This window comes from Sphingobacterium sp. UBA3519, assembly GCF_002377215.1.
In the GTDB taxonomy this organism is placed as follows: Bacteria; Bacteroidota; Bacteroidia; order Sphingobacteriales; family Sphingobacteriaceae; genus Sphingobacterium; species Sphingobacterium multivorum.
The window spans coordinates 121867-146617 of sequence record NZ_DFPI01000024.1 but is presented as its reverse complement, the minus strand read 5'-3'; the positions used below and the strand labels follow the sequence as shown (position 1 = coordinate 146617).

General features: G+C 38.3%; 22 protein-coding genes. 15 read left to right on the top strand and 7 right to left on the bottom strand.

Annotated features, from left to right (window positions below; genetic code table 11):
• Window positions 1-45 precede the first annotated feature (45 nt).
• From mnhG to B3297_RS13225, 7 genes are read right to left on the bottom strand one after another with little or no spacing between them, the layout of a single operon-like run.
• A complete protein-coding gene (mnhG, locus tag B3297_RS13255; protein ID WP_046671613.1) occupies window positions 46-396 on the bottom strand; it encodes a monovalent cation/H(+) antiporter subunit G in 351 nt (116 codons plus the stop codon).
• The gene (locus tag B3297_RS13250) at window positions 389-664 is read right to left on the bottom strand and encodes a monovalent cation/H+ antiporter complex subunit F (RefSeq protein ID WP_046671612.1); all 276 of its coding nucleotides are present in this window, start codon (window positions 662-664) and stop codon (window positions 389-391) included. The genes mnhG and B3297_RS13250 overlap by 8 nt, the downstream gene beginning before the upstream one ends.
• Entirely contained in the window at window positions 661-1119 is a 459-nt protein-coding gene (locus B3297_RS13245; RefSeq protein WP_227550155.1) for a Na+/H+ antiporter subunit E, read from the bottom strand. Before B3297_RS13245 ends, B3297_RS13250 begins: the two co-directional genes overlap by 4 nt.
• A 19-nt stretch (window positions 1120-1138) precedes the next feature.
• Window positions 1139-2647, bottom strand: a complete 1509-nt coding sequence (locus B3297_RS13240) for a proton-conducting transporter membrane subunit (protein ID WP_145329859.1) — start codon at window positions 2645-2647, stop codon at window positions 1139-1141.
• Window positions 2644-3000 (bottom strand): Na+/H+ antiporter subunit C, encoded by a 357-nt coding sequence (locus tag B3297_RS13235; RefSeq protein ID WP_028072046.1) that lies wholly within the window; start codon window positions 2998-3000, stop codon window positions 2644-2646. Before B3297_RS13235 ends, B3297_RS13240 begins: the two co-directional genes overlap by 4 nt.
• A complete protein-coding gene (locus B3297_RS13230) occupies window positions 3000-3422 on the bottom strand; it encodes a Na+/H+ antiporter subunit B (protein ID WP_046671608.1) in 423 nt (140 codons plus the stop codon). The genes B3297_RS13235 and B3297_RS13230 overlap by 1 nt, the downstream gene beginning before the upstream one ends.
• A gap of 56 nt (window positions 3423-3478) precedes the next feature.
• On the bottom strand, window positions 3479-5788 hold the full coding sequence (locus tag B3297_RS13225; RefSeq protein WP_286779009.1) for a putative monovalent cation/H+ antiporter subunit A: 2310 nt from the start codon (window positions 5786-5788) through the stop codon (window positions 3479-3481).
• A gap of 364 nt (window positions 5789-6152) precedes the next feature.
• Between B3297_RS13225 and B3297_RS13220 the strand changes: the two genes are divergently transcribed.
• The 15 genes from B3297_RS13220 (at window position 6153) to B3297_RS13150 (ending at window position 24710) form a co-directional block, all read left to right on the top strand.
• Complete coding sequence (locus B3297_RS13220) at window positions 6153-6680, top strand: RNA polymerase sigma-70 factor (protein ID WP_286779008.1); 528 nt, start codon at window positions 6153-6155, stop codon at window positions 6678-6680.
• A 46-nt stretch (window positions 6681-6726) separates the two neighbouring features.
• On the top strand, window positions 6727-7884 hold the full coding sequence (locus B3297_RS13215; RefSeq protein ID WP_286779007.1) for a FecR family protein: 1158 nt from the start codon (window positions 6727-6729) through the stop codon (window positions 7882-7884).
• 255 nt (window positions 7885-8139) lie between these two features.
• Window positions 8140-11766: a SusC/RagA family TonB-linked outer membrane protein gene (locus B3297_RS13210; RefSeq protein ID WP_286779006.1), complete on the top strand. Its 3627-nt coding sequence runs from the start codon at window positions 8140-8142 to the stop codon at window positions 11764-11766.
• An 11-nt stretch (window positions 11767-11777) separates the two neighbouring features.
• Window positions 11778-13247, top strand: a complete 1470-nt coding sequence (locus B3297_RS13205; protein ID WP_088163044.1) for a RagB/SusD family nutrient uptake outer membrane protein — start codon at window positions 11778-11780, stop codon at window positions 13245-13247.
• Window positions 13248-13250: 3 nt separating this feature from the next.
• Window positions 13251-14621 carry a substrate import-associated zinc metallohydrolase lipoprotein gene (locus B3297_RS13200; protein WP_088163043.1) on the top strand — a complete coding sequence of 457 codons (1371 nt, stop codon included), beginning with the start codon at window positions 13251-13253 and terminating at the stop codon, window positions 14619-14621.
• A gap of 98 nt (window positions 14622-14719) precedes the next feature.
• The gene (locus B3297_RS13195; protein WP_083296084.1) at window positions 14720-16045 is read left to right on the top strand and encodes a DUF4302 domain-containing protein; all 1326 of its coding nucleotides are present in this window, start codon (window positions 14720-14722) and stop codon (window positions 16043-16045) included.
• A gap of 95 nt (window positions 16046-16140) precedes the next feature.
• Window positions 16141-16950 (top strand): hypothetical protein, encoded by an 810-nt coding sequence (locus tag B3297_RS13190; RefSeq protein WP_139145078.1) that lies wholly within the window; start codon window positions 16141-16143, stop codon window positions 16948-16950.
• 91 nt (window positions 16951-17041) lie between these two features.
• The gene (locus B3297_RS13185; RefSeq protein WP_286767778.1) at window positions 17042-17425 is read left to right on the top strand and encodes a PH domain-containing protein; all 384 of its coding nucleotides are present in this window, start codon (window positions 17042-17044) and stop codon (window positions 17423-17425) included.
• 33 nt (window positions 17426-17458) lie between these two features.
• A complete protein-coding gene (locus B3297_RS13180) occupies window positions 17459-18061 on the top strand; it encodes a hypothetical protein (protein ID WP_286779005.1) in 603 nt (200 codons plus the stop codon).
• A 1082-nt stretch (window positions 18062-19143) separates the two neighbouring features.
• Window positions 19144-19677, top strand: a complete 534-nt coding sequence (locus tag B3297_RS13175) for a hypothetical protein (RefSeq protein ID WP_286767779.1) — start codon at window positions 19144-19146, stop codon at window positions 19675-19677.
• Window positions 19678-19719: 42 nt separating this feature from the next.
• Entirely contained in the window at window positions 19720-20730 is a 1011-nt protein-coding gene (locus B3297_RS13170) for a hypothetical protein (RefSeq protein ID WP_286779004.1), read from the top strand.
• A 686-nt stretch (window positions 20731-21416) separates the two neighbouring features.
• A complete protein-coding gene (locus tag B3297_RS13165) occupies window positions 21417-22199 on the top strand; it encodes a hypothetical protein (protein WP_201640091.1) in 783 nt (260 codons plus the stop codon).
• A gap of 231 nt (window positions 22200-22430) precedes the next feature.
• On the top strand, window positions 22431-22862 hold the full coding sequence (locus tag B3297_RS13160) for a nuclear transport factor 2 family protein (protein WP_088163034.1): 432 nt from the start codon (window positions 22431-22433) through the stop codon (window positions 22860-22862).
• 285 nt (window positions 22863-23147) lie between these two features.
• On the top strand, window positions 23148-23453 hold the full coding sequence (locus tag B3297_RS13155) for a hypothetical protein (protein ID WP_286779003.1): 306 nt from the start codon (window positions 23148-23150) through the stop codon (window positions 23451-23453).
• A gap of 258 nt (window positions 23454-23711) precedes the next feature.
• Window positions 23712-24710: an energy transducer TonB gene (locus B3297_RS13150; protein ID WP_286779002.1), complete on the top strand. Its 999-nt coding sequence runs from the start codon at window positions 23712-23714 to the stop codon at window positions 24708-24710.
• Window positions 24711-24751 lie beyond the last annotated feature (41 nt).

The window sequence follows — 24751 nt, the reverse complement described above, 5'->3', positions numbered from 1 at the left end:
GAATAAGAAAAGAAGATTTTTAGGAAAAACCGTATGCGTTTTTTCTTAAAAATCTTCTTTTCTGCAATCTAATTTACCTTCCTTTTCAAGGTCATTTAAGGTGGTTCCCTTCCATGTTTTTACCCGCTGTATATAGGCAGCCCTTCCAATCATGTGTGCTGCAACCGGAGCCGTTAGGATCAGAAAAAATCCAATAGCTATAGCCTTGGTCGTTACGGATACATCCGGGAAGGTCATTGCCGCACAGATAAGTAAAAGTCCCACACCCAGCGTTGCCGCCTTTACCGTAACCGAAAGACGCAAATAAAAATCGGGCATCCGCAAGATGCCAATAGACGCAAATAGTATGGCCAAGGCCCCGATGGTACTGAGAATGGCTAAAGTAATATCAATCATCTTTGCTTTGTTTTTCTAAATAAAATGAAAATGCGATCGTACCAAGAAATGCGATAAGCGCCAAGATCATGGCAATGTCTAAAAACACTTCCTGCGAAGTTCGTATACTATAAACGGTAATAATGCCAATTCCGATGGTGATAATGAGATCTAGGGCAATAACACGATCAAATATCTGGGGACCTTTATACAGACGAATAAAAGCCAGTATGACTGAGATAGTCAAGATCGGAAGGATCACATAATCAAAATAGCTATTTAAAGTCATCTTAAGAGTTCTAAAAGTCTTCGTTCAACATTATTTTTAAGGGTAGAAACAAACTGTTCCTTGCTTTTCATGTACATGACGTGAATAAAGAGCGTTTTTTTATCTTCACTTACGTCGAGGATGAGTGTGCCGGGTGTCAACGAGATAAAGGTTGAAAGCAGGTTAATTTCCAAATCGGTTTTTGCATCCATGGGATACTTGACAATCGCAGGTTTGATAAAAAACTTGGGGGTTATCACGTCGTAGGCAACCTGCACATTGGCAACAATCATTTCCCACAGGAAAAAAAGAATAAAACTCAATGTTTTGGGGACCCGATAAAAGTAGCGTTGGTCCACCTCATTCCTGTTCATAAGCCAGAGGATACCGAATCCCAACATAAAGCCGAAAAGGAAGTTGGTGTAATACATCGATCCCGTCAAAGCGACCCAGATGAAGGATAGCATGAGGTTCATTAAAAACTGTTTTATCATATCATTTCTGCCCTCCTAATACAGCGTTTATGTAAGGTGATGTGTCCAATAATTGTGTAGCGATCTGATCCGCGACATGGATAATCGCTTCTGCGTTGAGTCCGATATACAGGGATGCAGATGCCAAAATAACAACAGGGAGTATGAGCATTGTTCTTTTATAGCCGATCATACCCGCAAATTTGTCCTCAATGATTTCCGGATCAGGTGCATCTTTCCAGAATACCTGCGCCCACATTTTGGCGATGACAAACAAGGTGATAAAGCTGCCGATAATCAGGGCTCCCGCGAAAGCATACTTCTCTAAGTGGAAGGCATCTTTGAATAGATAGATTTTAGGCCAGAAGCCCGAGAGAGGCGGGATGCCCACCAGTGAAAAAAGAACAATGGCAAAAAGTAATGAAATCTTTGGGTATTGGGCATAAAGTCCACCCAGTTTAGTCATATCCATGGTGCCGCGGAGTTGCCGTATAACACCGGCTATGAGGAATAAATTCGTTTTGACCATGATATCATGGATCAGATAGAATACTGCCCCCAATAAAGCCCATTTGCTATACAGGCCCAATCCGCCAATCATAAAACCAATATGACAAACGATCAAATAGGAAAACAACCTCCGGATATTGGTTTTGATCAATGCACCAAAAGCGCCCGTCAGAATTGTCAATATGGCTATTACGATAAGGAGTTCCTTGGTAAAATGATTGGGAATAAATAGTAAGGAAAATACCCGGAACAAGGCGTAAATCCCAACCTTGGTCAATAAGCCCCCAAATGTCGCTGCTACGGCCGAAGGTGGCGTATGGTAAGAGGACGGTAACCAGAAATAGAGTGGAAATACAGCGGATTTAATCCCAAAACCGATCAGGAAAAATGTTGCTGTAATTTCTACTAAAGCCTGATTTTGTATTTTAGGAATACGGAGGGCCAGGTCGGCCATGTTTAACGAGCCTGAAATACCATAAAGTATACCTATTCCTGTTAAGAAAAATGTGGAGGCCAGGATATTCATGGCCATATATTTTACGGCACCTTCCAACTGGGATTTTCTGCCCCCCAAAGTCATCAGCACAAAAGAGGAAATAATAATAACTTCAAACCATACATACAGATTGAAGATGTCACCGGTTAGAAAAGCCCCATTGAGCCCCATCATCAAAAAGTGAAAGATCGGGAAATAACCATAGAGTATGCGCTGGCGCCCCACACCGACACAGGAAAAGATAGAGACCGCCAGACCTGCGATAGAAGTGAGGAGAACAAGGGTACTGCTGAATAGATCGGCAACAAAAACGATCCCAAAAGGAGCTTTCCAATTGGCTGCATTCATGGTCAAAATACCGCCATCATAAACTTTGAAGAACAGTTTAAAGGCAAGAATGAGTGCGAGCAAGCTTCCGCCAACGCTCAGAAAACGTTGTGCAGTGGATTTGCGCCACAACATCAGTTGGACAATAGCAATAAATAAATGCACGATAATCGTGGCAATAATGTGGTTGTCTATCATATATCTTCTTCCTCAGGCGTGTTCAAATCATCCAGATCATCTGTACCCAGCAATGCATATACACGCTTGAGTAAAACGATGGCAAAGGAGGTTAGGCCAAAGCTGATCACGATGGCCGTTAAAATAAGTGCTTGCGGAATCGGGTCCGCATAAATATCGGTGAATACCTTCAGATCGGGTCCAATGATAGGTGGTTTACCTTTAATAATGTTTCCCAATAAGAAGATCAATATATTGGTACCATTGCCCAGTAACATAATCCCCAGCAACAATTTCACCATGCTTCGACGCAAGATGAGGTATATTCCGGCAGCATAAAGGATGCCGATCAATAGTACGAGTACCAGTTCCATTATTCTTCTTCTTCAGTAGTTAAAGCAATTGTAAATAAAATCGTCAGGACGACACCTATGACAACAAAGTATACACCAAGGTCAAAAAATAAGGCGGTTCCTATCATCCCGATAACGGGGATTTTCTCTTCCAGCCAAAGCCCGGTCATGACGGGGTAGCCAAAAAATGCCGGTAAGAACATGCTTATGGCCGAAATCCCCAATCCTATGGGGATAAGTGACAAGGGTTTGTACTGAATCAGTTTCATGGTATTTTGAGGGCCAAAGGCAAAACTATGCAGCACAAAGGCAATCGAAGCAACCAAGCCGCCAACGAAACCTCCGCCGGGGTAATAATGCCCCCTGAGTAGAAGGAACACCGAGAAAAGTAAGAGTATCGGTAATAAATACCGCGTAGCGGTCTGTAATATTGTACTGTTCATTTGTTACTATTTAGCAAGGAGTTATTAGCTCATTTGTGCATAACCTTTATCTATCATTATTCTTTATCAGAGGATTTTAAACGTAATTTTAATAAGCTATATACCCCTAATGCAGCAATACTCAATACGACGATTTCAAACATGGTGTCAAAACCTCTGAAATCGACAAGCAATACATTGACGACATTTTTTCCTTTAGCAAGCACATAAGCATAATCGCCATAGAAATCACTGATATTAGTTGTTGTTGGTTCATGGAGTACACGGAGTGCGACCATGGATAGCAAAATTCCAAAAACGATAGCGACCACGGCGTCGCGAATGATGGTGCGTCGGTTGGCCAAATTCAGAAAAGAAGGGAGTTTAAAGAGTACCAACACAAAGAGTACCACCGTTAGGGTGTCGATGGTGAATTGCGTCATCGCTAGATCCGGTGCACTGTAAAACACGAAAATAAGACATATGGCATAGCCTACAACACTGGTGGCTACTACGGCTGTTAAACGGGATGAGGTGCGGATGGTGAGTACAATGGCGCCAATCAAAATGCAGACTGTGGTGACTTCGTAGAAACTCACTGGAGATAAGGTTTCCCATTTGATATGGAGCGGTCCCCCCAGGTATAACTGGTAGGCGATCAATAATTCGGCAAATAAGATAATTTTCAACAGATACGAACGCAAATAGCCGTTGTGCATTTTGTTGGTGAAGAAAGTAGAGAACAAAACAATTTCCTGCGCACATAATTGGATGATATATTCAGGAGAAATCTTATTGAAATTTGCAATCCAAGCCAATTTTTTATCGCTGGGCCTGTTTGCGAAATAAAGTAAGGTGCCAGCAGCAATTGTAATAGCGCTTAATAGGAGGATCAAATTAAAGCCATGCCAGATTTTCAGGTGAAAAGTTTCGGGTTTTGCGAGTATACTTGTTGCGGTAGGTCCGGCAATCCATTCGCCGACAAGTCCTGGGATGCATCCAAAGACAACTCCTAATATAGCTAAAAGTAAAGGTGGGATCCACATGGCTTTATAGGGCAGGTGGATTGTATTAAATTGCTCGGGCAGCTTACCCATAAAAGGTTTGATACCGGCCATAAATCCGGCAGAGACCAATAATATATTGGTTGCTACTGCAGCGACGGTCAAATAGAGAAATAAATCGGGTGTGGCATGTAGTGTTGCCTCGTAAATCAGATCCTTTCCAATAAATCCAAATGTAAGTGGAATACCTGCACTGGAAAGTGCCGCTAGGAGACCTGCGATAGCGACAGGCATTAATACCTTGCGTAGCCCCCGCAAGACTGTAAGATCTCGCGTTCCCGTTTCATGGTCTATAATCCCCGTAATCAAGAATAATGCGGCTTTATATAGGGCATGTACGAGTATAAAGACACTTGCAGCGATAATAGCATCCTTGGTACCGAGTCCCAATAAGAAAACCAAAATACCGAGGGCGGATATGGTTGAATAAGCGAGTACTCCCTTGAGGTCTGTTCTGAAAAGCGAATGGAATGCGGCATAAAGCATCGTGAGGCCACCAATGGCCATGAGGGAATACATCCAGATCGGGTTGCCCCCTAGTATCGGTGAAAAACGGGCCAAAAGGTAGATTCCGGCCTTTACCATGGTTGCCGAATGTAAGTAGGCTGACACAGGTGTTGGCGCCTTCATAGCACCGGGTAACCAAAAATGGAAAGGGAATTGTGCTGATTTCGTAATCGCTCCAAGTGCTACGAGGCCAAAGACCAGGGGAAAGAGTGGATGTTGCTGAATGATTGATACTTTGCCGATGAGTGCTGTAATATGGTAAGTACCGGCAATATTACCCAGCAAAATAAAACCTGCCAGTAGAAAAAAACCACCCAACCCAGTAATGGATAGTGCAGTCAGTGCGCTTTTGCGAGAATCATTTTTGTCATTGTTAAATCCAATGAGAAAAAATGAGCTGATCGAGGTCAGTTCCCAGAAGATAAACAATAGTAACATGTTGTCCGACAGGACAAGCCCCAGCATAGCCGACATAAAAAGGCAGAGGTAGCCAAAGAATCGATCGATATACCGATGACCTTTGAGATAGGCATTCGCATAAAAGAATATACAGGATCCGATCCCAGTAATCAATAAGGCGAAAAGTAGCGACAGTCCATCTAATTTAAAATCCAGATTGATGCCTAAGGAGGGCACCCACGATGTTGATTGTACGAAATAGGAGCCTTGACCAATAGGTACAATATATTGCGTAAAGTATAGAAATAGAAGTACCGGTAAGAATGCGAGAATAAAACCCCATTTGGTTTTTAGGAATCGACCAAATGGAACAATAAGGCTCGATGTTATTAGTCCTGACAGAACAGTAAATAGCATGTAGTCTTTGTTTTAATTTTTAACCTTCTACATTTCATTGTTGCCAATGCTTATATGGCGATGAAGGTTTTTTGAAAGTTTACAATATAGTAAAAAAAAGCGAAAAAATGCTAGTTTTTGACCGTTTTCTCTCTCTATAAATGATAAAAGCAGGAATTTTGTTTTGTTTGTCGGAAAAAAAACAAAACTAGTTTAGCAATCTAGAGATGAATAAATTCGGGTTTAGAATTATTATTTGGGATTGACAAAAAAAAAGAGCATTTTTACGATACAATTATTAAACATCCTCAATTGGATGTGTTTTTTACCCTAAATAATCTCATCTATAAAAATAATAGAATCAGAGTGTGGAAGAGATCTAACTATGCAGAAAGAAGAAGTATTGTTTAAGACACACTATAATGGACTTTGCCATTTTGCTTGGAAGATTGTGGGTGACCTTTCTCTAGCAGAAGATCTGGTACAAGACTCTTTTATTGCTTATTTCAAAAATACTGATCATGTCAGTGATAATGAGATTGCAATAAAGAACTATCTCTATAGTTCTGTGCGTTTCGCTTGTTATAATTATATCCGTCATGAAAAGGTCCGTCAAAAATATTGGAATGTTGTAGGTTTTACCGAAGAAGATAATACTGCGCTTGAATTGAATATGATTCACAGTGAGGTCATTCAGGAAATATATAAAATTATTGAGGAAATGCCTTTCGCCTGTCAACAAGTTTTTCGGCTTGGTTATCTTGAAGGTTTATCCAATCTTGAAATTACACGGGAGCTGCAAATTAGTATCAATACTGTAAAAACACAAAAGCAACGAGGCATGAAAATGTTGCTCAAACGTTTGAATCCCGAGTTTATACCCCTTATTATATTTTTGTTAAAAAATATTTAAATTCTTGTCACCCTTTTCTTCGTCTTAAGTTTCTTTATGGTAATTGATGAAAGAAAACACAAGACATATCACTGATTTAATACAGAAATTCCTTTGTGGTCAATTGACAGCAGAGGAACAAGTGCAGCTTGATGAATGGCTCAATGCCAGTTCACAAAATAAGCAGCTTTTAGAGTCCTTCCGAAAAGCGGAAAATATAGCAGAAGATTTAGCCGTTATTCGGCAGTTGGATGTAAATCAAGCATGGGAGCGGTTGAAAAGTAAAGAATCTAACAGCGCGAGATCTTTTCGGAAATGGTCCTTAAGCATTGCAGCATCTATTGTATTCTTGTTAGGTGGTTTTCTATTATGGAAAGGTGATTTTACCTCATTCTTTTCGGGTGATAAAAGTGTAATAGTTTCAAAAAAGCAAGATATTGCTCCGGCAACAAGTGGTGCAGTATTAGTCTTGGCTGATGGCTCCAGGCTCTCTTTGAATAGTGATTCCACTAAAACCTTGACTAAAAACAATAATCTAATCGGGAATAGCAATGAGCTGATCGTTAAGCAAACAGATCAAGCGATCCCATTGCAGTATAATTCTTTGATTGTGCCAAAAGCAAGTTTCTATAAGATGACTTTGGCTGATGGAACAAAAGTTTGGGTGAATGCGCTATCGCAATTGAAATTTCCTGCGCAGTTTTCACCGAAAGAACGTAGAGTCTTTTTGGATGGAGAAGCCTATTTCGAAGTTACTCCCAAGTCAGACCAGCCTTTTATTGTGGAATCTAGAGGCAATGAAATTAAAGTGCTCGGAACGCATTTTAATATTAATTCTTATTCGGATCATGTTCGAACAACTTTAGCAGAGGGAAGAGTCGAGGTACGTCAAAATGATCAACGGGTGGAATTATTTCCCGGTGAATATGCTTCTTCTTTTAAGGACAATTTAATTAAAGGAAAGGCAGATCTAGCCCATGATCTTGCTTGGCACAACAATGAATTTTATTTCAAAAAGGAAACGATAACGAATATAGCACATCAATTATCACGTTGGTATGATCTAGATGTTACCTTCCGAGGTGATGTGCAGCTGGACAAAGAGTATACCGGAAGTATCGAGCGTGATGTAAAACTGTCTCAAGTATTGGAGATGTTATCCTATGTCAGTAACCTAAGATTTGAAGTAGAAGGCAATAAATTGATTATTGCTACCAAAAGTTAAGGACTAACAATTTATAAAAAAGAAAATAGCGCGCCTATGATAAAATAATACATCAAAAGCAATGACCTAAAAAAGAGAACAGGAATGTTGCAGCATCCCTGTTCAGAAAAAGATGCGATCATCAGGTCCTAAATCTAAAAATGAACAATTAAATCCCAATTAACCACAAAGTGTAAATGTATGAATAACTTACCACTTAGCAAAAGGTGGAGCTTGATCCCTCAAGACCCACGATTTTGCAAACCATTACGTATTATGAAAATTAGTACATGTCTTCTATTCGCATTTGTGACGGGTGTGCACGCTAAGAGCACGGCACAAAAAGTCACGTTGAATATGAAAAATGCACGTATTGAAGAAGCATTGTCTGCCATCTCCAAGCAGTCCCATCTACGTGTTTTATATAGTGAAAATCTGAATACTAAAGCACGGATCTCTGTGAACGTTAAGGATGCGTCCGTTGAGGAAGCATTGAATGCTGTCTTGAAAAGCAATAATATTGAATACAAAATTATTGCTAACACCATTTCGGTCAACAGTAATGCAAAGAATATCAGCATGACAGTCCCATTGGCTATTCAGCAATCCGTTTCAGGTACAGTCACTGATAAAAATGGAAAGGGATTAAGTGGCGCTACTGTAACGGTTAAAGGAACTTCTATTTCGACGCAAACAGATGATTCAGGGCACTTTAGGATTAATGCCTCTTCTTCTGCAGTTTTGGTCGTTCGGTATGTCGGGTTTGGAACCAGGGAAATTTCCATGGCTGGTAAGTCAACTATAAATGTTGTACTTACAGCTAATGATCAAAAATTGGATGAAGTCAATGTAGTTGCCACCGGTTATCAAAATTTGGATCGTAAATTATTCACAGGCGCATCTTCGAAGATTGATGCGAAAGAGGCTGAACGTGCGGGGGTTCCGGATATTTCTCGTATGTTGGAGGGACAAGCAGCAGGGGTTTCCGTTCAGAACGTGTCTGGTACATTTGGAGCGGCACCCAAAATTCGGGTTCGTGGTGCAACCTCACTTACGGGAGATAACAAACCACTTTGGGTAATTGACGGTGTCATCCTGGATGAGGCGGTCAATATCTCCAATGAGGCATTGTCAACAGGGGATGCAAATACGCTATTAGGTTCTTCTGTAGCAGGTTTAAATCCAGATGATATTGAGTCGATCACTGTATTGAAAGATGCTGCTGCCACAGCCATGTATGGTGCTGCTGCAATGAACGGTGTTGTGGTCGTAAATACGAAAAGGGGACGCAATACAGATGGTGTTGTCAATTTTAATTATTCAGGAAACTTCACCACCTATATCAAGCCTAATTACAACCAATTTGATATCATGAACTCAGCGGAGCAGATGCAATTGATCATTGATATGGAAAACAAAGGCTATTTAAATCATTCACAGGTTTCTCGTTCCCCAACTGGAGGTGTCTTTAACAAGATGTATAATCTGATGTACGATTATGATCCTTCTACTGATTCGTATGCTTTGCGCAATGATGCTCCCTCTCGGTATCAATTTTTGCAGCGCTATACCAATGCGAATACAGATTGGTTTGACTTACTTTTTAAGCAGTCCCTTGTTCACGATCACTCCCTAAGTATGTCTACAGGGACGGCTAAAAGCCAGACCTATGCATCTACTAGTTTTATGAATGATTCTGGTTTTACGTTGGGGAACTCTGCGAAGCGTTTTACTGCGAATGTCCGTAATAATTACAAAATCAATGATAAATTGAGTACCGAATTTATCTTCCAAAGTAATATTAGGGATCAGCGTACTCCAGGAACATTAAATAGAGTTTCGGATGCTGTGTATGGTAGCTATTCTCGTGATTTTGATATTAACCCATACTCTTATTCGCTAAATACGAGTCGTATTATAACCGCTTACGATGAAAATGGAAAACTAGAGTATTTTAATAGAGACTACGCACCATTCAATATCCTTAATGAACTCGATAATAATTATATCAAGTTAAAATTGATGGATATTAAGGTTCAAGCTGGTATAACGTATAAAATTTTACCTTCCCTGACTTATTCTGCGAATGGGATGTATCGTTATTACAATTCCGAAAGACAGCATATGATCACAGAAAATGCGAATCTTTCCAAAGCATATCGAGCAAACCAGGATCAAACAGTAAATGCAGGAAATAGGTTTTTGTACGCGGATCCAGATTTCCCCAATACGGATAAATATGTGATATTACCCAATGGAGGATTCTTTAATGTTGCCAATAATAATATGATCAGTTATTATATGCGCCACAATTTGGAATACAACCAAAAATGGAATGATCATACATTAAATTTATTTGGAACCTACGAGCTTCAGTATGCGGACAAACAAAATCATGATTTTAATGGTCCAGGAATAGAATATGGCAATGGAAATTTAGTAATGCCTACCTATCGCTATTACAAGTATGCGATTGAAAGTGGCAACGTTCCTTTTTCAATGGCCTATAATTATGATCGAAAATTGGCCTATGCACTTCGAGGTGCTTATAATTATAAGGATAAGTATTCATTTAACTTTACGACACGGTATGATGGCTCAAATAAAATGGGACATTCTAATGTAGCTCGCTGGCTGCCTACCTGGAATTTATCGGGAGCATGGGACATTGACCAGGAAAATTTTTTCAACCGTGAAAATAAAATTCTCTCTTCAGCACGCTTAAGAGCAACTTATGGTCTTGTGGCAAATATGGGAAATGCGTCAAACTCCTCTGCTGTATTTTATAATGCGGTGGCATATCGACCTTACGAATCGGAGAAAGAAGGTAAAATTAATATTGACGGTTTAGAAAATTCAGAATTGACTTGGGAAAAGATGTACGAATTGAATATTGGTACTGACCTAAGCTTTTTAAATCGTCGAATTGATTTGAACTTTGATTACTATAGAAGAAACATTTTCGATTTGATTGGGCCTATTCGAACATCGGGTATTGGAGGTCAGTTCGAAAAACTGGGTAACTATGCGGATATGAAGGGGCATGGTGTTGACATTCAACTAGGCGGATATCCTTTTAAAGATCCGCAAGGTTTTACTTGGCGGACCCAGTTTACCCTAGGCTTTAATAAAACAGAAATTACAAAACTTGATGTGACACGTAACATCTGGAATTTAGTTTCTGCTGAAGGTGGGGCCAAATTAGGAAAGCCACATCGTGGATTGTATTCTATCGATTTCGATAAGCTTAACGCAAGAGGTGGGTACCCGATGTTTATCGGTACTGACGGGACACCAGGTGCTACGTATTTTTGGCTGCAGGACAATGAAACTGATTTCTTAAAATATGAAGGCCCTGTAGACCCTACAATAGCGGGTGGATATTATAACCGATTAGAGTATAAAAATTTCAGTTTGTCCTTTTTAATGAAATTTGCTTTTGGTAATAAGGTTCGTCTGCAACCTAGTTATTCCTCATCTTATTTGGATATGTATAATGTCTCGAAGGATTTGATCAATAGGTTTTTATATCGTGGTGATGAGTATCTAACGGTGATTCCCTCGACTTTGGATCCGTTGTCGGCAGAATTCGATGTTAAGAATGCTTTGGAAGAAAGAAATGCGGCAAACTATACGTACAATGCTTACAACTATTCATCCGAGCGTGTGGCGAAAGGCGACTATATTCGTTTGTCACAAATTTCTATTGGATACAATGTACCTAAGGAACTCGTCTCACGCATTAAATTCAGAACAGCACAGTTTAATCTTGTAGGGAATAATTTATGGTTATTATACTCAGATAAGAAGTTAAACGGAGTCGATCCGGAGTTTTATAGTAATGGTGGAGTTGCTCTTCCTGTGCCAAAACAAATTACGTTATCTGTGAAGTTGGGATTCTAAAAATATAAATCATGAAATTAAATACTATCAAATATATTCTTTTATCCTCTGCTTTTTTGTTCAGCGGATGTAGCAAATATCTTGATCAGGAGCCTGATATGCGTGCTCAGATCAATACTGTAGATAAAGTCAAACGATTGGTTGCGTCAGCCTATCCTGGGCGAAATTCTTTGGCTATGGCTGAAACGTATTCGGACAATGTCGAAGACAAAGGTGTTGGCGATTTGTATCAACCGGTTCCTGCTCTTTATGAGTGGAAAGATATTATCGGCGATGATACGGATTCTCCAACCGCTTATTGGAATTCATGTTATGAGGCAATTGCAGCAGCTAATCATGCACTGGATGCTATTGAGAAGAATGATTTTGGCGCTGATGTTTTGCCTTATAAGGGCGAAGCACTTGTTGCTCGTGCTTATTGTCATTTTATGCTTGCCAACTATTTTGCAAAAGTATATGACCCAAAATCGGGAGCTAGTAATGATTCCCCAGGTGTACCTTATGTGAAAGAACCTGAAACGGTACTTATAAAAAAATATGATCGAGGAACCGTTAAATCGACTTATGATAATATTCGTCAGGATCTGGAAGAAGGATTAGCGTTATTAGACAAAGGAAAAGGACTTTGGGATGTCCCTAAATATCACTTTACACCTGAAGCGGCTCATGCTTTTGCTACACGTTTTTACTTGTTTACAGGAGAATGGCAAAAGGTAGTGGATAATGCCAATAAGATTTTCGGTGGTAATTTTACGGGTAAATTAATTCCTTATAATTCCACGTTCAAGACATTGGGGTTTGAGTCTGTTCGTACAGAATTTGCCAAAGCCGAACAGCCCTATAACTTATTGATTAATGAAACTTATAGCGGTTACCAAAGATGGTGGAACAATCGTTATGCGATGGGGATAAATGTGTTTCAAAATATTTATAATGGTATGACGGCTGCTGGAGCTAAGCTTTATAACTTTGGGGTAAGTTATGGATCTCCACATTACACCACCTATCTGTGGAAAGAGTTTTGGTACGTGACAAATCCAACCGCAAATACAGGCTATCCAATGTTAATGGTACCCGTATTGATTACAGATGAGGTATTATTGAATCGAGCAGAAGCTTATGCCGAATTGGGGAATACCAATAGTGCCTTGGCGGATCTTAATTTATTTGCCAGCAATAGGATTAATAATTATAATCCCAATACCTATGCTGTAACAGTTGCAAAATCCAAGGATTTTTTTGGTGTGGCTGATGATAAAGAAGCCTTGATTGAAACAACATTACAGTTTAAGCAAATTGGCTTTATGTCGATGGGTCTCCGTTGGTTTGATATTATACGTAAAGGATTAACTGTTAGGCACAATATGATTGGCAATGATGAGCGTGAAACCATTCTAGAACTTAAACCTGAAGATCCGAGGAGAGTCTTTCAAATTCCACAAGAAGCGAAGTTAGCAGGTGTCGAACTAAACCCAAGATAAATCATGAAAACAATTGTTAAAATATTTACAGGAGTTAGTCTGATCGGATTAATCTTTGCCTGTAATAAAGAAGATAAACTAAATTACACACTTCAGAACTACGATACATTTGTTCCGGGGGCGATTGATGAATGGATTACTAAAAATCTGACAGATCCCTATAATATCGAAGTCGTATACCGCTATCAGCGTAATATGCATGATATAAATAAAAATATATCTCCTGCAGATGAATCGAAAGTGATTCCACAAATGGATATTGTGAAAAAGGGATTTTTGGAGGTATACAATAAAATTGGTGGCGCAACTTTTATTAAAACCTATACACCCAAGCAATTCGCATTGTTTGGCTCCGGAGACTATGATCCAGATGGTTCTGTGAAAGGAGGAACAGCTGATGGTGGACGCCGGATAACACTCTATGGATTAAATGGCCTGAATGAGAATAATCCTAATTCAGTAGTTGGAAATTTACAAGTGATCCATCATGAATTTACCCATATATTAAATCAAACACGATTTATACCAGTCGATTTTGAAAAAGTATGTGTTGGAGATTATTATTCCAATTGGACTGCACAAGAAAATACACCAGCAGCAGCGAGAGCACTTGGATTTATCACTCCATATGCCCGTAAAAATATTGGTGAGGATTTTGCCGAAACGTTGTCGCACCTAATTGTTGGAGGGCAATTGTATTATGACCAATTTGCTTATCAATCTGACTCAATTCCCTATGTTAAGTTAAAGCAAAAAGAGACCATTGTGCGGGACTATATGATTAAGTATTTTAATATTGATGTTACTCAATTACAAATGGAATTTCAAAGGGTAATGGAGGAGCAGTACAAGAGTCAATCTTATAGTTTTTTGACGGCTGTGACGAACAAAACAATCACTGAAACCATCGATATGGATATTCGATCAAGCTGGGGACAGGAAAATGTCTTATCACCTAAGCAGATTGAATTATTTACGCCTATTCTAGATGGATTTGGAAGTTATCAGGTTAAAGGGGTACGGTTAAAGATGCTTAGTGCGAGCAAGATGACCTTGTCCATTCCATTTGGCAATAATACTGATACCTGGAATGCTTTATATGATTTGGATATTATTAAGATCGATAATGAGAGTTACAAGATAAAATTGTCTACTGTACAAGGGACCGATGCCGGGTACGGATACGGTAATTTTTCTTACATTATAAGTGATGTGAAACCTTTATTAAATTATTTAGAGAGCACAAGTTTTAAATTCTCCTGGAGCATAAACGGTGTACAAACGCCACTTAATTATTTGAAATTTGTAAGTATTCAGGATTTAGCAAATCCTCAGTTTAGTCTCACGGGTAAGGTCTCAACTAAGAAATATTAATCATTTACCAATCCTCTTTAAAATGCCACTTAATAAAGAAGGTGAATTTGGAATAACAAATTCCGTATTATGGATTGGAAATTAAAAAATATGTATAGATGAAAAAGATATTTTATTTTATATGTTTTGTATTACTCGCAATGAGTTGTACAAAATCAAAAGAAGTCGAACTGGAGCTGGGGTCTGATCCAGACTCTCGCATCTCTGATACCCTTTCGTATGTTAGGAAAACATTAATTGGTGCTCCATATGGATGGAAAGCAAGTTTAACGACAGAGTATTCTGGCGGCTATGGGTTTTACATGCAATTTGGCGATAACGATCGCGTAAAAATGGTTGCCGATTTAAATGATGCAACTTCTTCGGAACTCAAAGAATCTACTTTTAGGGTCCGTCAAATTATGGCGGCGACCCTGTCATTTGATACCTATAACTATCTCACCATGCTACAGGATCCAAATCCGGGAACATATGGAGGTCAGGCTGGTAAAGGAATGGGAAGTGATGTTGAGTTTGATTATGTTAAAACTCACGGAGATACTTTGTTTTTTGAAGGAAGAAAGTTTCAAAAGCCTTTAATTTTGGTAAAGGCGAACGAATCAGAAGCAAGTAAATATATTGCGAAAGATTATCTGAATACGATTACAAAAAATAGGACATTTTTTAAGAAGAACCCATTGACCTCCATTGTCGTTGACGGGGTAGAAGCAGAAATAGCATTTGGTTTTAGTACGAAAAAGATGTCTGTGGTTGTTGCTAATTCAGATGGTACATTTTCTTCTTCGTTTGCAGATTTTTGTAGTACGATTGATGGACTAGAGATTGTTGGCGGAGCGCTATTAGGTAATGCTAAAATAGAACGTTTTATTTGGAAGGATGAAAATTCGATTGTTGGAATCGACAGCGGAGGTAAAGAATATCCTGTGAAAATTAATTCTTCTTCTGTTATTCCTTATATTACAGCATTGGGGACTAGTTTTTCAATCATTACTATTCCAGATGTTACAACCTTTAACGGGTGGAGTACAGATTTTATCGCAAGGAAGGCGTCAACAAAGGCAGGTATCGGTCGATGGAATATTGGTGGCCAGACCCTTATTTTAAATACGACAGATTTTAAATTTCAAGTTGTGAACAACAAGATGGCTGTTGTATTTAACATTAAATATGGCGAAAACAGAACGACATTGACGTACAATTATACGTATACAGTAGAAAACGGCAAATTTAAATTTACACCTAGTGGAACGCCAGGCGGCAATGAAGGTGCACTTTATAATGATGTACGCTATTTACTTCAAGAAAGAATCAACACCGATACATTTGAATTAGATTATTTTGTAAATCCTGAAACATTTGAGGTAATGTCTCAATTTAAAAGCATTGAACATCCTGATTTCTATTTTACTGGACAAAATAATTAATAACATCTTGATTTAATATTAGGTTCGACATACTGCATCGAACCTAATATCCTATTATCCGCATGAAGTGCGTATAGGATTACTAATATAGGATTATGTTAAAATATCACGGAATAATATATTTTTTCTTTCTAAGTCTATTTGCTTGTGAAAGGAATCAAAAGGTGGATCTTACCGGAAGTCTGGAAGTCAAGTCGCCGTTTTATTTTGATTTATATGAGATGGAAAGTGGAAGTAAAGTTATCGCAGACACGCTATATAGCGACACCTTCAAGATAAAGCTTGATAAACTTCCAAAAGGAATCTATCAAATCGTTTTTTCCTGGGAGAGGGATGTGGTGAAGCCACAGGAGATCGAACGATTTGCCCGTCAACCTGAACTCGGTACACCAAAATATTATATGTCAACCACATTTTGGCTGGATGCCAACGAGTCTGATAATTATAAACTGTTACTGGACAGTACCTATCAACAAGCAGAACTAGAAGAACTATTGTTAGCGAAGAATAGAGGCGAATCAATAAAAATGGCGGTCGTATCCGATGGAAAAAACAATAAGGTCTACAATGAGTACTTAGCATTATTGGATCAATATAAGGCCGAAAACCGACATCTAAAAGACAGTCTTCAGCAAGTAGCAGTGCATTACAATGATCTTAAATTATTCGAGGGTTCAGAGCGATTAAACGCGCTCTTAGTAAAAGATTGGTTGCCAAATGTTAAAACAGCACTGTTACGTGAGGAAATAAATTTTATGAAAGATAATATAGACAGCGAGGTCATTCCTCATATCTATCATATTCAGGTTAATACGAAAGAAGATTTCGAACAATATCGTGAAATCTATAATTTGTTTCCGCTTTCAGTTAAGCAAAATTTTACCGTTTGGAATAAAAGTAACTGACCTAGCAAACTATTGATTATGAAAGAAGTATTTAATACCCACATACCCTTCGGTAGTTATATATGGGGGGCTGGGATGATTATATTTTGGGATGATTATATTTATTGCCATGGTATCATATGGTGACTTGGAGCAAGGACTTTACACTGGGGCACTTTTGTTGTTTGCGGTATTTGCATTAACCTGGTATTTCACTTTCTTCTATAAACGTTATTGGATTGAAGACAATATACTGTTTATTAAAAGTATCTGGGGAACAGATTCTGTTGATGTCAACTCCATTCGCAAAGTTGAAGCTGATAAGGTATTTTGGTTTGGATCGATGAGGTTCACCGTTTTAAGGCCCTATAGAAGGGGAATGATTCTGCATTATAATGTAATTGATGATATATTCGTTGATCCGGAAAATCCAACCCAATTTATTGATAAATTAAAACAAATTGCACCCAATATCAATGTTATCGAAGCGAAATAGTCTTTTTCCTCAATAAAGTTTCGTCAATACGAATTGGTTACTCGGACTAAACATCTGCCATTTGAGACGATCTATTTTGCCGGTATTCAATTTAACAATGCAAGCAATCTGAATAGGGTTTTGAAAGATTATGATTCCGGAAAGGTACCCGGATTTGGGTGGAATGCTGGTGCTGGACTTGCATACAGGATAAAACAAACCCTTATTGGCGTGAATTTTAGCCTGTCGACAAGCGGCAAAAATGACAATACAATGAACACAGGAGATTTTACGCTATATGTATCTACCAATGCGATACGAACAGGCAGATTGATCCTTAGCCCGCAGCTGGGAGTAGGTACGCAGTCTACTACTTTTACCGTTCAAAAGAAAAATCTGAATGGAGAATTTGAAGATTTTTTGATAACACAGTCCAACCAAACGAAAATGGAGCACGATGCTGCTATCGTAGACTTGAGTGTCACCTTGAAAACTTTCAATACGGAACGTAATATCTTTCGTCCTGAATGCAGAGTAGGTTATAAATCTTCTATTACAAAAAATAAATGGAAAGTAGTGAATGCTGCTGTTTCGAATGCGCCGAAGGATAGGCTTGGAAATTTCTATGTGCAATTAGCTTGGGGTATTGGACGATAAAAAAGGATAATTTATTTTATTAGCAAACAGGAGTAATAGTCAGCACTTATAGATCTTTATGAAAACACACCGCAAATTATTTTTTATCTACTGCCAGATCATGTTGGTAATCATACTCAGTCAGCAACTTATTGACGTTTACTTTCGAGGTGAAGTGACAGAATTTACCGTCGGTAGACTAGTTGCAACATGTGTGTATTTAATAGTCGGTGCGCTGGTACTCACATTTGTGGAAATTAAAACTAAGAAAGGTAAATAATTTCAGATCTTTAAATATATAGGTTGTTATAACAGGATGCGGTATCCTGAAAAACATAGGAAAGCATGTTATTTAACCAAAAAAATGATGAAAAGATTATTTTTTATTAATAGGCTGTCAGAAAGGTGAAAAGAAGATATAAATCCGTTGCTAAAAAGGACCTATTAACATCTAAGTGGTTCACACTTAAAGCTAGGTAAGAGCCCGCGGTTTGGAATAAAAGTTAACTTACTTCTCGTTTCTAATTTTTGAGCTTCTTTTGGAGAAAATGCCGACATTTAATTCTGTCACAATAAATAGGAGTGCGATCCAAGTGGTTAAATGGTGCTTATCCTTTATACCTATAACCAATAAAAGGAAAGCAAATATTATTTTAAGCCATCGACCTATAGATATTTCGACGATAGTGGTTGTCGTAAAAAATTGATAAATCTTTAATAAAATTGTGTTCATTGCTAGAATTTTAATCTATTAAAGATAAGTCTATATAGAGAATAGATCAGAATTGCAATAGCACAGATATCAACTAATGTTACTGATATAATTTTCAGTATTTCAGCATCTCGATGTATTAGGATATGCTGAGGCATTTGGCTGAGTAAGAATAGAGCAGTAATAATGTTCAAAACTAATGACAATGGGGATTTCCCGTTTAAGTATGTTTTCATCATTCTGATTATTGTATTATAGGTTTAAATTTGGCATACTTAAAGATAGTTATTTTTTTTGAAATGAAGCTATATTATCTGACTTTCTAACGGTGCTGTGATTGTAATTGCAAACTCTAACTTCTATATTAGATAATGACGTATTTGACCGAAAAATGATGAAAAGATTATTGTTTATTATTCCCTTTGTTGTTTTCTTTCTAGGATGTAAGAAAGAAAAAGACGATGGTAATCCTTTCTTAGGAGAATGGGAAATCAAGACTATCTATATAAAGTATAGCGACCCGGTCGCTGGACTAAAAGAGGAAACAACGGACGTGAAAACATTTTTGGCAAAGAATGGCTATTACCCATCGACCTATAAAGGACTGCTGTTTTATGCTATTGATAGTGCCGCATTGATAACATCGGAGATATTCACGCTGCCTAACGATGATGGGCACCTATATGAGGACCCGGACAAACCTGATAGCGAAAGCAAAACGGCCGATAGGATAAGAACGAGCTATAAGGTCGATGGCAATACCATCACTCTTCAATTGGAACCATTACCAGTCTCACAGAAGTTAACTTATCGTTATGCTTTTGTGAATGGACTACTTGAACTTGTTGTAAATGATATAGATAGCGCTTCGGGTGGAAAGCCCATGATCCATAAAGAAGTATGGGCATTGCAGAAAAGCAAATAATGCGATAACTTAGCATAACCTATTTTTTGAAATTTACTTACCATGAAACGGATTATTTTCCTCCTATTCATTATTCTTATAAAGGCTGTTGTTGTGCAAGCGCAACAAAAGACCAGAACGTTTCTATTTACGAAACCACATAAGATCGTCGAGAACGCTAAGTATGGCAAAATAAATCTATACGACGCAAGAGAGATAAAAGATAATCTGGGCGTCATACAGGTCGGTATAATGAACGCAAACCGGTTGTTGGTGGCGGAGCCATCATTGGAAAAACAGTTGCAGAGCCAATTGGAACAAATAACCGGTCGTAAAGGCAATGGTGAATTGCTGATGCGGTTGGAAAAGTTCTGCATAGCGGAATTGACGGGAGCTTTTTCTGAAAAGGGATTTTTGGATTTTAGAGCAATCTTATTCTCAAAAGAGGCTAATGGAGAATATTTACAGCTAGCCCGAACTGATACAGCTATCGTCGTTAAAGGGATGGATGTAACCAAAGCGACTTTGGCACGCGCCAGCGAGGTTGTCAATAACCTGATCTTTGATGCATTAACCAAAAACGGCGATACCACAAAAAGCTATAGTCTCAGTGAAATCGAACATTACGACGATATTCAAAAGAAACAATTGGCACTTTATAACACGGAAACATATAAAGATGGGTTATATCTGACCTACGAAGAATTTGCCCTTCAAACACCGTCAGGTGGGCAGGCCCAATTAAGGGAGGGGGATTTAAACTTAGGCTTCTTTAAAGAGAATGAAAAAGGGAAACTTAAAAAGGTAAACCCGAAAGATTATTATGCAGTAGTGCATGCTGGTAATCCTTTTATTTCAAGTCAGGATCAGTTTTATGCTTTAATCAAGGAAGATGATGATTTTATTTTTGTGGGTCCCGTTATGGAAACTGCATCTGCAACCAATGTTGTTGTAGCTTCCGTGTTGCTAGGTGCCATAGGAGGTGTGTTGGTAGCAGGCCCTGAAACAAACTACTATGCGCAGAAACTCGATTATGCAAATGGTAGCTTTATTCGGCTGCTGAATAAACAATAATATGTATCTCTTATTTACATCGTAAAAAACTTTCGATAGAACATAGCATATCGTCCTATTTTCCGAGTAAAATTTGATGTGTTCGAAGTTTTCCATAGTTTGTTAATAACATTGTGGAAAACGTTCTCACTCCAGAGTAGTTAAATAGTGTTCCTAGTTGCTGAAATGGATTAATGGTATAAATTAAATGAATTTACATTTATTTATTAGATTTCTTTTGTATATTAAATTGTACTCTATTAACCCTTGACTAATGAAAACCAAATTTATACTTGTTTTAATATTGTCCTTCATCGTCTGCTTTTCAATAGCAGCTGCTGTATACTATTTCTTGGATGAGAAATCGTCCATTCCCGATTCTTTGTTCGTAGGGGCTATATCAAGCTCTATTGTGATTACACTATTCTCAAAGTTCAATACAGCCGCTCGGCGCAAATAATTATATTTTCCTGACAGCAACTCCATACCAACTTGCGATCAACTCCGTACTGTAACCACCTTGTGTGCACAGTGAGTCCACGTTGAGTCCACCTTTTAAGGGTGCTTTCACTGTACAGACATCCTGTCTGCATCTTGCTTGCAATTAGAAGGTGGTTGGGAATTGGTTATAACTAATCCCCAAAAAGGTATCACTAAATTTTCAAATTTATAATTGCTGTTTGCTGCAGCTTTCGAAATCCTTAAAAATGAACAAGATACTTGACATAGGGTCGTTTTGGTGGTATATTTATTGTATGGGAATAAATGATAATGGCTATATCCGTGGACTGGTTGGCCCACTGGTAAGCAGGAAGGTAGGAACAAAGAACTACATTCAAGGTAAACCACATCGTGTAAAACAAAACGTCGACACGAAGAAAGCTGGTAAAGATTTTGGACAGGCAAGTCGCGCGGGCGCCGCAATTAGGCAGGCTTTTGGGTTAGTGCATCAGGAACTGCATGATGGACAAATGGGCAATCGCTTGAATAGACAGATTTATAGGGCAATGAAGACAAATATCAATGACGATAGGGGAACACTTTGCCTAAACAACTGTAGGCTCGACAGATTGGTGAATTTCCAATTCAACGAAAATTTCCATATGCAGGATGCGCTGAATATCGATCCAACGGTTAGCCTTACCAAGGAGAATCAGATCGAAATATCATTTCCAATATTTGACATTAACCGAGCATTGCTGCTGCCCAAAGATTGTAATGCTATCGCCTTTAAATTCCATGCCTTTTCTTTCAATTTCAAAGAAAGGGAGTTCACTGAGGTAAAAGATGAAGAATGGGAAATCGATATCGTCTATGGGCAGGATCCAATTCCGGCCAAGACAATCAGCATTCCATGCAACGAATTTGTTGGTACACCCATCCTGGTTGGATTTACGATCATATATCTTTATAAAAATGGCCGACGGTGCAATGTGCTTAATGAAGTTGATTGTACGCCAGCAACTATTCTAGCTGCTTTCCAGTTATAAAGGTGATCTTAATCTTTACGTATATTTTTTCCTACCGGAGCGGATATCCATTTACCGCTCCTTTACCTCCATTTACCGACTTTTTTATTCCGTTGATCTAAATGTAATAAAATGGGATGCTGCGTTGTCTTACTTTTGAATCAGAATCTTAAAGGAAATGATGCAACAAAATCAACTTCCTTGCGACAATAAGAAAAGAGATAAAAAAACTAACAATATAAATAAAGTATTATGAAAACTTTAGTAAAGACATTCGCAGCTGCAGCATTGATTACACTATCAACTTTTGCAATGGCAGCAACTGACCCTGGTAAAGCATTGAACCTTTCCACAGCCGATTTGGCCATCGATAGCTATGTATCGGTAATGACAGAAGGTGCATCTCAGGGCGTAGAAAAATTGTTCGCATCCGAATTCAATCAAAAAGTTCAGGGAAAAGCTGCACGCACCAATAGCCGTTCGGAAGTCATTTCGTTCCTAAAAAAGCAAAAAGGTGAAAAATTGAACTGCAGTACAAGTACCGAAGTACTCGAGGAGTCTGAAAACTATATGGTAGCACGTGTCACCATGAAGTTTGAGGATTTCACGAAAACAGATTTGGTGACATTGATCAATGAATCGGGAACCTGGAAGGTTGCAAGCTCCGTAAACTCGTATAAATAGAAACTGTTTAATTAAATTCATATGTTTATTTTAGCCACGTCGGGATGATGTGGCTTTTTTTGTTGTATCTTTGTTAGTAGATCTGTTTAACTAAGTATAACCGAAATGGATGGTCACAAAGAACATACTTCACAATCTCTTAGCGAATCTGAAATTGCTTTATTGAGGGCCGGACTTAATCGTACTTATAAGGAGCGATTTGAAATGACTACCCGTCTCTATAAAATTCAACAAACGCTTAAAAAGGCAAAAATTATTCATAAACCCTTTTATCAGAAATAGTGTATGGATATTTTTGATCAGGAAATTTTAGAGTTTTGGCAGAATTTAGAGCAATCAAATGTAGCGTACATTATGATTGGGGGGTATGCAACTAATTTGCACGGTTTTCAAAGGTTTACTGGTGATTTAGATATTTGGATAAAAGACTCATTGGATAATAGAAAACGGTTAAGGGAAGCATTCAGGCTATCTGACCTTGGTGATATTCCACAGCTGGAAACTATTCCTTTCGTAGCTGGCTGGACAGATTTTCACTTGAATAATGGGCTTCGCTTGGACATTCTGACGGATATGAAAGGTTATATATAAACCAGCTCATCGCTAATAAAAAGGCAATCAATAGACCAAAGGATCAGATCGATGTTCAGGCATTGGAAGAAATTGTCAGACTTCGAGAGGATGAAGGTGAGTAGGTTTTCTAAGTTATCAACAGTGTTATTAACACCCTGTGGAAAACTTAATGGTATGCAGCCGTGCCGGCCATAATAGAAATAAACATTATTTAACCGATTAATTTTTTAACTATCCTAGATATTTGTTATTATTACCCCTGTATTAACAATTATTATGAAGTATTATTTAGACTTTTCGACGAAACTTATTTGTTTTTTTCTATTGAACCTGTGCGGATTGAGCCTTTCGGCTCAAGTTACTTTTACCACTTACCATAGGAAAGATGGGGAGGAGACTAAGAAGCAAGACTCGGCTTATTTTTTAAGAGAAATTCATATTGATGCGTTGGGAAAGGATAAAGTTTATCAAATCGAGGAGTATTATCTGCGGAATGACTCGCTAAAGCTTAATGCGATCAGTGAGAGTGGACACCCGCCATTCAGATTTTTGGGTAAAAAATATGAATTCTATGAAAATGGTACGTTGAAGAGTCTTGAGAGGTTCAGTGATGAGAGTAAATTGATAGATTCTGCTTTTTATCTCTATCCGAATAATAAGTTGAAGATGATTGTATTCTATCCGAGTGAAGTGAAGAAAAAGAAACTACTGATAAAGAAGCCAATCTATGTGGTGTATTATGATTCTTTAAACAATAAAAAGTTAGAAAATGGAAATGGTTTTATTCGTTTTAGTATAGATGAACAGGACGAAACTGAAGAAGGTCAGCTGGTCAATAATTTGCGCGAGGGGGAGTGGCGAGGAAAGAGGGGACCTGATTCTTTTGTCGAGCATTATAAGGAGGATAAATTACGCTCAGGAACTAAAACAAAAGAAAATGGTGTCGTCATTTCATATGATTCTACTACCTATAGAACACAGCCAGAATACCCTGGAGGTATCAAAGAAATGATGTATTTTGTGGCAAGAAATTACGAATATCCAAAACAAGCCATGATGAATGGTATAAGCGGTACTGTAGAAATAGCGTTCATTATAAATCAACAAGGGCGATTAGAAGATTTGAAAATAAAGAACGATTTGGGTTTCGGTACAGGGGCTGCTGGTATACAAGTCGTCAAAAAGCTTAGAAAATGGAAACCTGGTATGCTGCGTGGTGAGCCTGTGCGGGTTGGCTATACATTGCCGATAAGGTTAAACTTGAGGGGAATATAATAACAGCCTTCCTATTGGAAGGCTGTTATTTTTTTAAGATA

Bases quoted from the DNA above. Each gene is read 5' to 3' on its own strand.
- B3297_RS13240 (WP_145329859.1), bottom strand. From the start codon at position 2,647: ATGATAGACAACCACATTATTGCCACGATTATCGTGCATTTATTTATT.
- B3297_RS13200 (WP_088163043.1), top strand. From the start codon at position 13,251: ATGAAAACAATTGTTAAAATATTTACAGGAGTTAGTCTGATCGGATTA.
- B3297_RS13190 (WP_139145078.1), top strand. From the start codon at position 16,141: ATGTTAAAATATCACGGAATAATATATTTTTTCTTTCTAAGTCTATTT.
- B3297_RS13250 (WP_046671612.1), bottom strand. From the start codon at position 664: ATGACTTTAAATAGCTATTTTGATTATGTGATCCTTCCGATCTTGACT.
- B3297_RS13160 (WP_088163034.1), top strand. From the start codon at position 22,431: ATGAAAACTTTAGTAAAGACATTCGCAGCTGCAGCATTGATTACACTA.
- B3297_RS13225 (WP_286779009.1), bottom strand. From the start codon at position 5,788: ATGCTATTTACTGTTCTGTCAGGACTAATAACATCGAGCCTTATTGTT.
- B3297_RS13210 (WP_286779006.1), top strand. From the start codon at position 8,140: ATGAAAATTAGTACATGTCTTCTATTCGCATTTGTGACGGGTGTGCAC.
- B3297_RS13195 (WP_083296084.1), top strand. From the start codon at position 14,720: ATGAAAAAGATATTTTATTTTATATGTTTTGTATTACTCGCAATGAGT.
- mnhG (WP_046671613.1), bottom strand. From the start codon at position 396: ATGATTGATATTACTTTAGCCATTCTCAGTACCATCGGGGCCTTGGCC.
- B3297_RS13215 (WP_286779007.1), top strand. From the start codon at position 6,727: ATGAAAGAAAACACAAGACATATCACTGATTTAATACAGAAATTCCTT.
- B3297_RS13205 (WP_088163044.1), top strand. From the start codon at position 11,778: ATGAAATTAAATACTATCAAATATATTCTTTTATCCTCTGCTTTTTTG.
- B3297_RS13220 (WP_286779008.1), top strand. From the start codon at position 6,153: ATGCAGAAAGAAGAAGTATTGTTTAAGACACACTATAATGGACTTTGC.
- B3297_RS13185 (WP_286767778.1), top strand. From the start codon at position 17,042: ATGATTATATTTATTGCCATGGTATCATATGGTGACTTGGAGCAAGGA.
- B3297_RS13155 (WP_286779003.1), top strand. From the start codon at position 23,148: ATGGATATTTTTGATCAGGAAATTTTAGAGTTTTGGCAGAATTTAGAG.
- B3297_RS13170 (WP_286779004.1), top strand. From the start codon at position 19,720: ATGAAACGGATTATTTTCCTCCTATTCATTATTCTTATAAAGGCTGTT.
- B3297_RS13165 (WP_201640091.1), top strand. From the start codon at position 21,417: ATGAACAAGATACTTGACATAGGGTCGTTTTGGTGGTATATTTATTGT.
- B3297_RS13230 (WP_046671608.1), bottom strand. From the start codon at position 3,422: ATGAACAGTACAATATTACAGACCGCTACGCGGTATTTATTACCGATA.
- B3297_RS13245 (WP_227550155.1), bottom strand. From the start codon at position 1,119: ATGAACCTCATGCTATCCTTCATCTGGGTCGCTTTGACGGGATCGATG.
- B3297_RS13175 (WP_286767779.1), top strand. From the start codon at position 19,144: ATGATGAAAAGATTATTGTTTATTATTCCCTTTGTTGTTTTCTTTCTA.
- B3297_RS13150 (WP_286779002.1), top strand. From the start codon at position 23,712: ATGAAGTATTATTTAGACTTTTCGACGAAACTTATTTGTTTTTTTCTA.
- B3297_RS13235 (WP_028072046.1), bottom strand. From the start codon at position 3,000: ATGGAACTGGTACTCGTACTATTGATCGGCATCCTTTATGCTGCCGGA.